The 13,888-nt window shown below is 72.0% G+C and carries 10 protein-coding genes; 9 read left to right on the top strand and 1 reads right to left on the bottom strand.

Annotation, left to right across the window (positions count from 1 at the left end; all coding sequences use genetic code 11):
• The first annotated feature begins 66 nt into the window (after positions 1–66).
• From ACFFGH_RS25130 to ACFFGH_RS25090, 9 genes are all read left to right on the top strand, one after another.
• Positions 67–1,587 (top strand): FGGY-family carbohydrate kinase, encoded by a 1,521-nt coding sequence (locus ACFFGH_RS25130; RefSeq protein WP_386673466.1) that lies wholly within the window; start codon positions 67–69, stop codon positions 1,585–1,587.
• Between the two features lie 36 nt (positions 1,588–1,623).
• Entirely contained in the window at positions 1,624–2,511 is an 888-nt protein-coding gene (locus tag ACFFGH_RS25125; RefSeq protein ID WP_386673464.1) for a hypothetical protein, read from the top strand.
• On the top strand, positions 2,511–3,227 hold the full coding sequence (locus tag ACFFGH_RS25120; RefSeq protein WP_386673462.1) for an aspartate/glutamate racemase family protein: 717 nt from the start codon (positions 2,511–2,513) through the stop codon (positions 3,225–3,227). Before ACFFGH_RS25125 ends, ACFFGH_RS25120 begins: the two co-directional genes overlap by 1 nt.
• On the top strand, positions 3,224–5,101 hold the full coding sequence (locus ACFFGH_RS25115) for an alpha-amylase family protein (RefSeq protein WP_386673460.1): 1,878 nt from the start codon (positions 3,224–3,226) through the stop codon (positions 5,099–5,101). Before ACFFGH_RS25120 ends, ACFFGH_RS25115 begins: the two co-directional genes overlap by 4 nt.
• A complete protein-coding gene (locus ACFFGH_RS25110; RefSeq protein ID WP_386673458.1) occupies positions 5,098–7,041 on the top strand; it encodes an MBL fold metallo-hydrolase in 1,944 nt (647 codons plus the stop codon). Before ACFFGH_RS25115 ends, ACFFGH_RS25110 begins: the two co-directional genes overlap by 4 nt.
• 161 nt (positions 7,042–7,202) lie before the next feature.
• A complete protein-coding gene (locus ACFFGH_RS25105) occupies positions 7,203–8,180 on the top strand; it encodes an ROK family protein (protein WP_386673456.1) in 978 nt (325 codons plus the stop codon).
• Positions 8,181–8,183: 3 nt separating this feature from the next.
• The gene (locus ACFFGH_RS25100) at positions 8,184–8,912 is read left to right on the top strand and encodes a D-sedoheptulose-7-phosphate isomerase (RefSeq protein WP_386673454.1); all 729 of its coding nucleotides are present in this window, start codon (positions 8,184–8,186) and stop codon (positions 8,910–8,912) included.
• Positions 8,909–11,653 (top strand): alpha-mannosidase, encoded by a 2,745-nt coding sequence (locus tag ACFFGH_RS25095; protein ID WP_386673453.1) that lies wholly within the window; start codon positions 8,909–8,911, stop codon positions 11,651–11,653. The genes ACFFGH_RS25100 and ACFFGH_RS25095 overlap by 4 nt, the downstream gene beginning before the upstream one ends.
• The gene (locus tag ACFFGH_RS25090) at positions 11,650–13,521 is read left to right on the top strand and encodes a YyaL domain-containing protein (protein ID WP_386673451.1); all 1,872 of its coding nucleotides are present in this window, start codon (positions 11,650–11,652) and stop codon (positions 13,519–13,521) included. The genes ACFFGH_RS25095 and ACFFGH_RS25090 overlap by 4 nt, the downstream gene beginning before the upstream one ends.
• A 13-nt stretch (positions 13,522–13,534) precedes the next feature.
• Here the strand turns inward: ACFFGH_RS25090 and ACFFGH_RS25085 are convergent, their stop codons facing one another.
• Positions 13,535–13,840 (bottom strand): hypothetical protein, encoded by a 306-nt coding sequence (locus ACFFGH_RS25085; protein ID WP_386673449.1) that lies wholly within the window; start codon positions 13,838–13,840, stop codon positions 13,535–13,537.
• Between the last annotated feature and the right edge of the window lie 48 nt (positions 13,841–13,888).

The following is a 13,888-nucleotide window of genomic DNA, read 5'->3' as shown; positions in this document are numbered from 1 at the left end:
CACGAAAAAGTGTCAATAGTCGGACAAAGGTTGAAGCGTTTGTGCAGAAGAAGACAGAATTGAGGCATGAGCGAGCGGCCAGCGTCGGCGCAGGAGACCGCGCGTCCGCTCCAGCCGACACGAGCGCTCGGCATCGACGTCGGCAGCACCAACACCAAGGTCGTGCTGCTCTCGATCGGCCGGCACGGCTGCACCGAGGTCGCTCACGACGCCTTTCCCACGCCTGACGATCCGGGCGCGCTGATCCGCGGGGCTGCGGCGACGATCCGGCGCCTGCTGGAAGCGCATGCCGCCCGTCCGGTCGCGGTGGGAATCGCCTCCATGGCCGAGACCGGTGTGCCCCTGGATGCGGCTGGGAGCCCGGTCGGCTCATTCGTGCGCTGGAACCGCCACGGCGATCCGGGGCGCTCCCCGCTGGTGGAGCGGCTCGGCCGCGAGGCGCTCTATGAGGCGACCGGCGTGCCGCCTCTGAAGAAGGCACCGCTGCTGGTGTTCGAGGCACTGCGCGAGTCGGAACCGGAGCGCTGGTCGCGACTCGCCGCCTGGGCGGGCGCCGGCGATCTGGTGACCCGGATGCTCACCGGACGCCTGATCACCGACCACACGCTGGCCGGACGCACGCTGGCCTACCGGCTGCCGCCCGCAGGGGAGCCGCTCGCCGAGGCGTTCGATGCCGGGCTCCTCGCCGAGGTCGGGCTGCGTCCCGATCACCTTCCCGCGGTCGCGGTGCCGGGGACGCCCGCCGGGACCGTGACCGCCGAAGCGGCCGGCCTGACCGGACTCGCGGCGGGAACGCCGGTGTTCGTCGCGGGTCACGACCACGCGGTCGGCGCGTGGGGAGCCGGGGTGCGCGAGCCCGGCCGGCGGGTGGATTCGGTGGGCACCAGCGAAGCGCTGCTGCGGGTGGCGGGCGTGCCGCTCGACCGGCGCGCCGTGCTCGCCGCAGGCATGAGCCTCACGCGCACGGTGTCCGGCGACTTCGAGACGGTGCTCGCCGGCTCTCCCGCCGGGGGGTCGATGATCGCGGCGCTCCTGCGCGGTGAGCTCGGCGGCGCGTCGCTCGACCCGGACGACGTCTTCGGTGCCATCCCGGCGACGCCGCGGGCGATGGTCCTGCCGTATCCGCTCGGCAGGCAGTGCCCGGCGCCCGACCCCGGTGCCAGGCTGCGGTTCGTGGACGCCGAGGGCGGCGCCGTCGACCCGCACACCCTGGAGGCCGGCGAGCTCGGAAGCGCCGTGCTGCTCGGCCTCTCGCTGCAGCTGCGCTGGATGCGCGACGAGCAGGAGCGGATCACCGGCGAGCACCCCGTGGGCGCACTCCGGATGATCGGATCGGCTGCGAGCGGCAACGCGGCATGGATGCGGCTGCGGACCGACGTGCTGGGCGAGCCGCTCGAGCCGGTGACCTCGGCCGAGCCGGTCGCCGCTGCGGCCGCGCTGCTCGCCGCCGTCCGTGCCGGCGCCGCCGACGCGCACGCAGTCCTCCCGACGACGCGGTCCGCGGAGCCCGCCGACGCCGGCCTGCACGAGGGCGTCTACGCCGTCTTCCTCGCCGCCGCCACCGAACGACCCCTGACCCCCGCCTGACCGGCGGATCGAGAAACAGAGAGAGCAAGGAACCGGATGCCGCACACACTCGACGCGATCGCGAGGCCCTCTGGCGCACTCGCCATGGTGGCCATGGACCAGCGGGAGAGCCTCCGCGCGATGTTCGACGCCGCCGGCGCCGGACGACCCGAGGATGAGGTGCTCATCCGGTTCAAGCTCGATGTGGCGGCGGCGCTCGGTCCTCTCTCCTCGGGGTTCCTCATCGATCGGCACTTCGGGTTCGACCGGGTGCGCAGTCAGGGACTGCTCCCCGGCAGCTCTGGGCTCATCCTCGCCGCCGACGCGCTGACCCAGGACGACGGCGGCCCGGTCGAGGAGACGGACCTCGACGAGGTGGTGCTCGCGCCCGACTTCGACCTGAGCGGCGTGGTCGCCCTGAAGCTGCTCATCATCTGGCGGCGCGACGAGCGGCGCGAATGGCGCGTGGAGCTGGCGCAGCGGTTCATCGACGCCTCGAACCGGCTCGGCCTCCTGTCCGTGCTGGAGCCGGTGGTCCGGGCGACGCCGGGCGAGCTCGACGACGGCACCTGGGATGCCGACGAGGCTATTCGTGAGGCGGCACGCGAGCTGTCCGTGCTGCAGCCGAGCCTCTACAAGTCACAGGTGCCGCTCTCCGGCCGCGGCACGCCCGAGGAGCAGCAGGCGGCGAGCGAGGAGCTCGGCCGATCCATCGCCACCCCGTGGGTGGTGCTGTCGCAGGGCGTCGACCGCGACGCGTTCCCGGCCGCGGTCGAGGCGGCCTGCCGGGGCGGCGCGAGCGGATTCCTCGCCGGCCGTGCCCTCTGGAGCGACGTCGTCGGCGCCGCCGACGTGCCGGCCCGGCTCCGCGAGGTGTCGGTGCCGAGGCTGGAGCGTCTCGCCGAGATCGTCGACCGCGAGGCGCGCCCGTGGCGGGAGGCGTGATGCCCGATCCCGGAACCCCGAACCGCGCGCCGAAGGTCGGCGTGCTGCACACGGTGCCCGCGCTCGCCGGGACCTTCGAGACGATGATCCAGGAGTTCCTGCCGGGCGCCACCCAGGTGCACCTGGCTGACGCGTCCCTGCTCGCCGACGCGCGGCGCATCGGCGTGACGCAGGACGTCTCCGACCGGGTGGACGCGCACATCCGCTCCCTCGTCGACGGCGGCGCCGAAGCCGTGCTGGTCACCTGCTCGTCGATCGGGGAGGCCGTCGAGGCCGCCGCCGCGTCCGCGGGTGTGCCGGTGCTGCGCGTCGACGAGCCGATGGCGCGGGAGGCCGCCCGGATCGCGGGCGACGCCGGACGGGACGCCGGTCGCGGAGGCCGCATCGCGGTCCTCGCGACGCTGGAGGCGACGCTCGGACCGACCGGCCGGCTGATCGAGCGCGCCGCGGCCGATGGCACCGATGTGGACGCCACGGTCGTTCCGGGCGCCATCGAGGCGCGGGAGTCCGGCGACCAGGCCCGCCACGACCGGCTGGTGCGCGAGGCCGCCGTCGCCGCGGCGGCGCGGGCCGATGTCGTCGTGCTCGCGCAGGCGTCGATGGCCGCCGCGCTCGCCGGAACGGACCTCGACGTCCCGGTCCTCACCTCTCCGCCGGGCGGCGTCGCCGCCCTGGCCGCCACCATCCGCGCAACCCCAGACCCGGAGCAGCTGTGACCCTGCAGACCACCCAGCCGACCGCAACGGTCGATCTCGACCGGAGCGGCGGCATCCTCACCGTCGGCACCGACCGGTACCGCCTCGAGCTGCGCGACAACCCCGCCCAGTTCGAGCGCTCCCCGTACGCACGGCTGCGCGACTCGCAGGGCGGCAAGTGGACGGACATCAACCTGCTGTCGAGCGTGCACACCACGCAGTCGCCCGACGAGACCTGGAAGGTCGACGGCCTCAGCGCCGAGCGGACGGACGATCGCACCGTCGTGCTGACCGTCGCGCTCCACAGCACGGCGTGGACGCGGCATGAGACCCGGATGGTGTGCACCCCCGAGGGCGTGGAGGTGGACGTGACGGTGCAGGGCACCGGCGCCATCACCGACGTGACGCTGTTCGGCGGCCAGGCGAGCATGTCGAGCGGCGCGTGCGGCACCTTCCGGTCGAAGATCCGGTTCTCGAGCGTGCTGGTTCCCGCGGCCGGCGAGCCGGTGCAGCTGGTGCGCCCGGCGACCGGCAGCGCGGTGCTCGGCGTGGTCGGCGACTCGGATCCCGGCCGGCTGAACGCCATCTTCTCGCCGCCGCCGCTCGCATACGGCTTCGGCCGCGAGGCGCCGGCCGGGCCGACGGAGGTGCCCGGCGGCGACTGGCTGGCGCTGTGGCTCCGCGCGCCCGTCGAGGAGCTCTCCTTCACCGCGATGCGGTACTCCGCGCTCGAGAACGGCTACCTGATCCAGCTGGACTACGAGGGGCACACCGAGGTCGACGGCGAGTGGCGCTCCCCGACGCTGGTGCTGCGGCCGGCCGAGTCCGGCTGGGGCGTGCTCGAGGACTACCGGGCCGATCTGGTGGCGAGCGGCTTCGCCCCGGGCGGAGGGCCCGAGGTGCACCGCTGGTGGCTCGAGCCGATCTTCTGCGGCTGGGGAGCGCAGTGCGCCCGCGCCGTGCACGTGCTCCACTCGGGTCCCACCGACCCGACCGCGGACACCGCTCCGGAGACCCCGGACGAGGAGCCTCTCGTCGTGCGTGCCGCGCCGAGCTTCGCGCGTGCCGACGTCTACGACGAGTTCCTCGCCCGGCTCGACGAGCACGGGCTGGAACCCGGCACGATCGTGATCGACGACCGCTGGCAGGCGGAGTACGGCTCCGGCACCGTGAACCTGGAGCAGTGGCCCGACCTCCGCGGCTGGATCGACGCGCGCCACGCCGAGGGCCGCAAGGTGCTGCTGTGGTGGAAGGCGTGGGACCCGGAGGGCATCCCCGCCGAGGAGTGCGTCGTGAACGCCGCCGGCCGGCCGATCACCGTCGACCCCGGTGTCCCGGCGTACCTGGAGCGGCTGCGGTCCATCGTCACACACCTGCTCTCCGCCGACGGGCTGGACGCCGACGGCTTCAAGATCGACTTCACCCAGCGCGGCCCCAGCGGGCGCACACTGAAGTCGGCGCAGCCGGGCATGTGGGGGATGACCGCGCTCCACACGCTGCTGCGCACGATCGAGGCGGCCGCCAAGCAAGTCAAGCCGGATGCGCTCGTGGTGTGCCACACGGTGCATCCGTCGTTCGCCGACGTGCTCGACATGCTGCGGCTGAACGACGTGTCGAAGCGCGACGTCACCGGCGCCCGCGTGCCGGTCGTCGACCAGTTGACCTTCCGGTATGAGATCGCACGGCGCATCCTGCCCGATCATCCCATCGACACCGACCAATGGCCGATGCCGAACCGCGCCGAGTGGCTGCGCTACGTGGAGGCGCAGGCCTCGATGGGCGTCCCCGCGCTGTACTACCTGGAGTCCATCGACCGCTCGGGTGAGCACGTGCACCCGGAAGACCTGGAGCGGGTCGCCGCCACCTGGCGCGAGTACCGGGAGTCTCTCGCATGAGTCCCGGAGATCCTCCCCCCCGGGCGGTGACGCGCCCGGAGGACGAGCTCGGACCGGTTCCGGTCGAGGCGCGATCCGCCGGCCAGGCGCCCATCGAGGAGGTCGCGCGCGGCGTGTACCTGGTCCGCGACACCTGCAACGTGTACCTCATCGTCACGGACGACGAGGTCGCCGGGACGCGCACCGCCATCACGATCGACTTCGGCGCAGGCGCCGTGCTCGGCCACCTCTCCCGGCTGGGGATCGACCGGATCACCGACGTGCTCATGACGCACCATCACCGCGATCAGGGGCAGGGCCTGCCGCTCGCCGTCGAGCACGGCGCCCGCATCCATGTGCCGCCGGTCGAGGTGGACCTGTTCAACCGGGTCGACGAGCTGTGGCTCGGCCGGCAGCTCGACAACGACTACAACGTGCGCCAGGACCGGTTCTCGATCCTGGAGCCGGTGCCGGTGGCCTCCACCGTGCCGGAGTACCGGATTGCGGAGTACGGCGGCGTGCGCGTCCGGCCGGTTCCGACGCCCGGCCACACGATCGGCTCGGTCACCTACCTGCTGGACCGCGACGGCAAGCGCCTGGCCTTCAGCGGCGATCTGATCTACGCGCCTGGCAAAGTGTGGTCGCTGGCCGCCACGCAGTGGTCGTACACAGCGCACGAGGGTCCCGCGATGGTGGTGCTCAGCTGCTATCTGCTCGCAGACGAGAACCCGGATGTGCTGCTGCCGTCACACGGCCGGCCGATGCGCGACGCCGCCGCGGCACTCGGGCTGCTCGGCGAACGGATGCAGTACCACGTCGACTCCCGCCGCTGGTACCCGTGGGACCTGGCGGACCGGCTGCGGAACCCGTACGTGCCGCTGACCGAGCACCTGCTGCTGAACCGCACGAGCCTCGCGACCGGATACGTCCTGCTGTCGGACACCGGCGAGGCCTTGTTCATCGACTACGGCTACGACGTGACGACCGGACTCCCGCCCGGGACCGAGCGGCACGCCCGCCGACCATGGCTGGCATCGCTTCCCGCGCTGAAGGAGCTGTACGGCGTCACGAAGATCACCGCGGCGCTGCCCACCCACTACCACGACGACCACATCGCCGGGATGCCGCTGCTGCGCGAGGTGGAGGGCACCGAGATCTGGTCCCCGTCGAACGTGGCGCCGGTGCTCGCCGACCCGTGGATGCACGATCTGCCGTGCCAGTGGTACGAGCCGATCCCCTCCGACCGGGTGCTGCCGGTCGGGGAGTCGTTCACCTGGAACGAGCACACCATCACAGTGCACGAGCAGCCGGGCCACACCCTGTTCGCGGTGGCCTACGAGCTCACCGTGGACGGGGTGACCGTGGTGTTCACCGGCGACCAGCAGGAGAACCTCGGTCTTCCCGGCGAGCGGCACGAGATCTTGAACTACCAGTACCGCAACCGGTTCCGCCTGGGCGACTACGTGAAGAGCGCGCGGCTCTACCGGAAGATCGCCCCAGGCCTGCTGCTGAGCGGGCACTGGGAGCCGCGCGAGGTGGACGCGCAGTACCTCGACTACCTGCTCTTCGCCGGGCACGACCTCGACGAGATGCACGAGGCGCTGCTGCCGCTGGACGAGCTCGACCTCGGCTCGGACGGGGTGCTGCTGAGGCTCACCCCCTACCGCTCCCGGGTGCGGGACGGTGCCACGCTGACGCTCACCGGGACGGTGAAGAACCCGCACCGGCATCCGGCGGAGGCGATGCTCCGCCCGGTGCTGCCGGACGGCTGGCGCACCAGCACGGCGGCGATCCGCGTCTGGCTGGAGCCGGGGGAGGAGCGGGAGGTGACGTTCGACGTCGTGCCGTCCGGCGGCGGGAGCAAGCGATACCGCGTGACGGTCGACCTCACCATCGGCGGACTGCTCCTGGGCCAGCACGCCGAGGCGCTCGTCAACGTGCTCCACTCGAACGGGGACTGAGCAGCCGCCCGGACGGGCCGCCGCTCACCCGGGCAGGTGACCTGCTCCCAGGCGGCGCGGTGTTGTTGACCGACCCCGAGCCACCTCCTAGGATTTAGCGCTGGGAACGTTTCCACATCGGCCGTCCGACGGCCGGCCGCGAATCCCGCGAAGGGACACTCTTGACCGTTACAGGCCCCGCCGTGCTCGGTCTCGACATCGGCGGCACGAAGCTCGCCGTCGGGGTCGTCACGGAGGACGGAAGGACCCACGGCGTGCTGGTGGAGCCCACCCGGCGCGACGAGGGACCTGACGCGGTGATCGAGCGGCTGTTCGTCCTGGGAGAGCGCTCGATCGAGGCCAGCGGGCTCGGCTCCGTATCCGCGGTCGGTGTCGCCTGTGGGGGACCGCTCGACGCGACCGCGGGGGTGCTGAGCGCCCCGCTGCACCTTCCGGGCTGGATCGACATCCCGATCACCGACCTTGCGGCCGCCCGCTTCGGCGTGCCCGCATTTCTCGAGAACGACGCCACGGCGGCCGCCTTCGGGGAGTTCCAGTTCGGAGCCGGCCGAGGGGTGAGCTCGATGGTCTATCTCACCGTGTCGACGGGGATCGGTGGCGGCGCGATCCTGAACGGGCAGCTCCACCGCGGCGCCGCCGGCAACGGCGGCGAGTTCGGTCATGTGCTCGTCCGCTCCGGTGGCCGGGAGTGCCTGTGTGGCCGGCGCGGATGCCTCGAGGTGTACGCATCCGGCAGTTCGATCGCGGCGCGCGCCCGGGAGGCCGTCGCCGACCGCGGCGCGGGGTCCTCCCTCGCAAAGCTGCCGGAGATCCGGGCGGAGCATGTCGTGGCCGCCGCCGCCGCCGGGGATGCGCTGGCGCGCGAGCTGTGGGACGAGACCACGGAGCTGCTGGCCAGCGCGCTCACCGACCTGGTGAACGTGCTCGAGCCCGACCTGGTCGTGCTCGGCGGCGGGGTCACCCGATCCGGCAGCGCTCTGCTCGACCCCGTCCGCGAGGCGGTGCGCCGCGACGCCATGGCCCCCGCCGCTGCGGCGGCGCGCGTCGAACTCTCGGCGCTCGGCGACGAAGTCGGCGTGGTCGGGGCGGCGGCCGTCGCCCTCGACGCGCTCAACAAGAAGATCCACGAAGGAGTATGAACATTGGCTGATATCGGCAACGCGGCTGAGCCCGTCGACGTGGCGGACCCCGCAGCACTGGGAACGGTCCGGGAGGACTGGTCGGAGCACGTCGCGACAGCCCAGGCGATGGAGGCGCTCCTGCCCGAGGTCCGCTCCGTCGCGGAGCTCGTCTGTCAGGCGTACGCCGCCGGCGGCGTGGTCTACACCTTCGGCAACGGCGGCAGCGCCGCAGACGCCCAGCACTTCACTGGCGAGCTCATCGGCCACTACAAGCGCGACCGCCGGGCACTTCCTGCGGTGACGATCAGCACCGACCCGACCGTGATGACCTGCATCGCCAACGACTACGACTACGACGACGTGTTCGCCCGTCAGCTGGAGGCGCTCGCCCGCCCACAGGACGTCGTGTGCGGCTTCAGCACGAGCGGCGGATCCAGGAACGTCGTCGCAGCGCTCAAGGCCGCACGCGGACGCGGTGCGACCACGGTGCTGTTCGGCGGCGGGGACGGCGGTGCTGCGAAGGAGCACGCCGACCGCGTGCTGCTCTCGCCCTCGAAGCACACCCCGCGCATCCAGGAGATGCACACGCTGATGCTGCACGCGATCTCCGAGGTGGTCGACGCCTGGGCCGCGGAGACGGAGACCGAGGCGGCGACGCCCGCCGCCGGCACCCACAGCCGCGCGGAGCAGGCCCCCGCCGCCGCGACGGACAGCCGCGAGCCGCACGCCGCCCAGGGCGGCCAGGGATGAGCCCCGCACCGATCTCGAACGCGCCCGCGGGAGCCCAGCCGAAGGGCCTGTCGCGCGAGAACCGCCCCGTCGCGACCCCGGACCGCACCCTGCACATGATCGGCAACGCGCACCTCGACCCGGTGTGGCTGTGGCCGTGGCAGGAGGGCTACCAGGAGGCGCGGGCGACGTTCTGGTCAGCGATCCAGCGGATGGAGGAGTACCCCGACTTCGTCTTCACCTGCGACCAGATCGTGCTGCTGAGCTGGGTGGAGGAGTCGGACCCCGAGCTCTTCGAACGGATCCGGGAGCGGGTGGCCGACGGCCGCTGGGTCAACGCCGGCGGCTGGTGGGTGGAGCCAGACTGCAACATGCCGATGGGTGAGAGCTTCGTGCGGCAGGGCCTGTATGGCCAGCGTTACCTGCTCTCCCGGTTCGGGGCGCCCGCGACCGTCGGGATGAACGTCGACCCGTTCGGGCACAACGCGATGCTGCCGCAGATCCTCCGCGGGCAGGGAATGGACTCGTACATGTTCCTGCGCCCGGGAGGGCACGAGAGCGACTTCCGGCAGACGCTGTTCTGGTGGGAGGCGCCGGACGGCTCCCGCGTGCTCGCCTACCGCATCCCGTTCGAATACGGCAGTCCGCCCGGATCCGTGGACGGTCAGACCGAGAAGTCGCTGCAGACGCTCGACCCGAGACTCGGCGACGCCATGGTCTTCTACGGCGTCGGCAACCACGGCGGCGGTCCCACCAAGGCGAACATCGAGTCGATCTACCGGTACGACCGGATGGGCTCGTTCGGAAGGATGAAGATGTCCTCACCCCGGGAGTACTTCGACGAGGTGCTGGCCCGCGGCCAGGAGTTCCTGGACGGGCTCGACGTGCGGCGCGACGACCTGCAGCACCACGCGCCCGGCTGCTACTCGGCGCACTCCGGCATCAAGGCGTGGCAGCGGCGGGCGCAGAACGCGGTGCTCTCCGCCGAGCGATGGGCGGCGGTGATCGCCGTGCGCGACGACGTGGCGTACCCTCGCCAGGAGCTGGAGACGGCCTGGAAGCAGATCCTCTTCAACCAGTTCCACGACGTCCTGCCCGGCTCCGCGATCGAGACGGCGTACGACGACGCCCGCGACCAGCTCGGCGAGGCGGTGTCGATCGCGAAACGGCTGATCGTACGCGCCCACAACGTGATCGCGCGCCAGGTCGATGTGCCGTTCGAGGACGGCACGCAGCCCGTGCTGGTCTTCAACCAGCATCCGTGGCCGGTGACCACCGACGTCGAGATCCACTACGGCTCGACGGCGGTGGGCGTGCACGTCGTCGACGCCGACGGGAACAACGTCGTGCACCAGTCGACCCAGTCGCAGGCGACCACCAACCAGACGAGCCGCGGCGCCCTGGTGTTCCGCGCCGAGCTTCCCGCATTCGGGTTCCGCCTCTACCGCCTCCGGCCGGGCCCCGCTCCCGTCGTCGCGACCGATGAGCGCCTCGGTGCGCTCTCCGTGAGCGAGACCGTGATCGAGAACGACCACGTGCGGATCGAGCTGGATCCGGCGACCGGCTGGATCTCGTCCTACCTCGACAAGGCCACCGGCCTCGATGTGCTGGCCGGCGCCGACGGCTCGACCCACACGCAGGTGTGCGAGGACCCCACCGACACGTGGGGGCACCGCGTGATCTCGTATGCCTGGCCGGGCGAGGCGATGGAGCTGGTGCGGATCAAGGTCCGGGAGACGGGTCCGCTGCGCTCCCGGGTGCGCATCGAGCGGAAGTGGGGTGCGTCGACCCTCGCGGAGGAGCTGGTGCTCGACGCCGACTCCACGGTGCTGCGGGTCAACGTCACGCTCGACTGGCGTGAGCAGGCCCATCTCCTGAAGCTGCGCTTCCCGACGTCGCTCACCGATCCCACCGGCACGTACGAGATCCCCTTCGGATCGATCGAGCGGCCCGTCGACGGGGCCGAGGAGCCGGGCCAGTCGTGGATCGACCTCACTGGCACGATCGACGGGCAGCCCGCCGGGCTCACCGTGATCACCACGAACAAGCACGCCTACGACGTCTCGCCCTCCGAGGGCGGGCCGAGCATCGGCATCACCGCAGTGCGGAGCCCCGTCTACTCATGGCACGACCCGCGGCTGCTCACCGAGGGCGACGTCTACGCCTTCCAGGACCAGGGCGCACAGAAGTTCAGCTACGAGCTGGTCCCGCACGCCGGTGACCTCCGCGAGGCTGACCCGACGCGCCGCGCGGCGCTGCTGGAGGCGCCGGTCCGCGCCATGCTCGAGTCGTCGCACGGCGGAAGGCTCCCAGCCGTCCACTCGTTCGCCTCCGACGGCGGCGGGGCGGTGCGGGTCACCGCGCTGAAGGGCAGCGAGGACGTCGCGGACGCGCCGTCGACCGGCGGCGCCGACCTGATCGTGCGGGCGGTCGAGAGCCGCGGCGAGCGGACGGTGGCCCGCATCGAGCTCGGCGTCGTGGACCGTGTGCTCGAGGAGGAGTTCGGGCCTCATCAGCTCCGCACCTTCCGCGTGCCGCGCGATCCCGCGCAGCCGGTCGTCGAGGTGGACCTCATCGAGCGCCCGCTCGGCGACGAGGCGGTCGGCGAAGCGGCCGGGGGTGCCGAACCGGAGGCGGGCACGACGGAGCAGGTCGGCCCGGCTCCTGAGCCAGGTGCCGAAGCCCGTCGCAGCGCCGGCGTCACGGCGACGGGCCCGGAGGACGCGGCGGAAGGCGACGAGCCGGCACCGACGGTCTCGTGATCCCCCCCGCTGTGGAGGTCACGGTCATCGATGCGGACGGTGACGATCGCACCGGCGACTTCGCTCTCCGCGTCGGCCTGGAACCCGTCGCCGACGGGCTCTCGGGCAGCCGGCTCGCGAGCATCCACGTGCGAAGCGACTCCTCCGCGCCCGTCGATGCGGTCGTCCGCGTCGCCGTCGCGATTCCCTCTGCCGACCCGTGGTGGCTCATCCCAGGCGCCTTCTACGGCGAGAACCGGCCGATCGAGAACAGTCGCGTCTTCCCGCGATTCCAGATCGGCGCGAACCGCCCGGCCGACTGGGAGCGGCTCATCAGCGAGGCCTGGGAGTTCCGCAGCGACCGCGCGGCGACACCCGCGGTGTTCGTCTGGGGTGCGCCGGGCCAGGGTGGGATCGCGCTCGCCGGTGCGGCGGAGACGAGTCTCGGGCTCACCGGGATCGGCCTCGCCCACGACAGTCTGACCGGCAGGGCCCGCGTGCACCTCAGCTTTCCGTTCCGCGAGGGACCGGTCGGCTACTACGGCGATGCCGAGCCCAGGACGGCGGAGACGGCGTCCCACCGATTCGCGCCGGGGGAGGAGGTCTCGGTCGAGGTGCGGCTGTTCGAGCTCGGAGCGGACCGCCATTCCTACGCGCCCGTCCTGCGGCGGCTGCACGCCGAGTCGGCTGCGGCGGCTCCGCTGCGGCCGTGGGTGGACGTGCCGACCGCAGCGGACCTCGCCGCGCACGGCCTGCTGCGGTGGCACTACGACCCCGAACCCGGGGTGCTGCTCGAGACCGTGGGCTTCGACCGCGAGGTGAGCGGTCAGGACGGCAAGCGCGTCGATCGGCAGGCGATGCACGTCGGCTGGGTGAGCGGGGCGCCGTGGGCCTACGCACTGCTGCGGCACGGCATCCGGATCGGGTCCGATGAGGAGTGCGCTGCTGCGCGGCGGGTGCTGGACTTTCTCACCGCCGAGCTGTCGCCGTCCGGCACGCTGTGGGGTGTCTGGTATCGCGGCAAGGGATGGACGCAGAGCTGGACGGAGCTGAAACGGGGCCTGCACTCCCGGACCCTCGCGGAGGCCACGCTGTTCCTCGAGCGGGCGCTGCAGCTCGAGGACTCGCCGCAATGGGAGCGCGCCGTCCGGTCGAGCCTCGACGTGGTGGTCGGCCGGCAGCGCCAGGACGGCAACCTCGGCTCCGTGCACCATGCGGAGACGGGCGAGGTGCTCTCCTGGTCCGGCGCATCGGGGCTGGCCTGGGTCGCGGCGCTGGCAGCGTCCCGGCACCGCGACGAGCGGTATCTGCCCGCCGCAGTCGCCGCGGGAGAGTACTACGCCCGGTTCGTGGAGAGCGAGTTCCTCCACGGTGCGCCGGAGGATGTGGATCTCGCGCCCACCTCCGAGGACGGCTATGTCGCCCTCATGTCATACCTCGCACTGTTCGAGGCGACCGGCGAGGAGCGCTGGCTCGACCTCGCCAGGCGGAGCGCCGACTGGCTGCTCACGTTCCGCTACAGCTACGACGTGTCCTGGGCGCCGACCACCATCCTCGGCATGTACGACTTCGGCACCCGCGGCGCCGATCAGGCGTCACCCTCCAACCAGCACCTGCACGCATACGGCCTGATCTGCACGCGTGAGCTCCGTTCGCTGTCCGAGGCCCTCGGCGATCCGCACTACGCCGAGCGGGCGGACGAGACGCTGGCGTGCTTCCGCCAGTTCATCGCCCGCTTCGACGGCGACTTCAACGCCTACCGGGGCATGGTCAGCGAGCGGTTCTACCAGACCGAGTGCTTCCAGCCGAAGGGGATGCTGCTCACCCTGTCGCACGCCTGGTGTGTGGGCGTGCTGCTGCTGGCCTGCGAGGATTCTCTCGAGGCCTGATCAGGCGGCTGCTTCAGCGGCCGTGCGACACGCTCGGCACCGCCGAGCCGATCCGGCGCACGCCGAACGGCGGGGTCGGCGGCGAGTGCGGGTTGTCGGCCCCGACGGGGGAGACCGACCGCATCTCGGCGCGGTAGCCGGGCATGCCGGGCTCGAACCTCCAGGGCTGGCGAGTCGGTTCCGGCTCCACCGCCTTCGGAGTGCTCTTCACCAGGAACCGGATTGCCGTTCCGATCAGCGCCAGCACACCGGCGCTGAGAACCGGGGTCACGACGACCAGCACGCGCGCAAGGGTGTCCGTCTGGGTGTTCTTCGGCATGGCGCAACGATAAGTCGGGGCGAAAATCCGGACAACCCGTTGACGCTG

Source organism: Lysobacter korlensis (assembly GCF_042434515.1).
The sequence above is the reverse complement of the archived record's forward strand: the minus strand, read 5'-3'. Positions and strand labels throughout refer to the sequence as shown.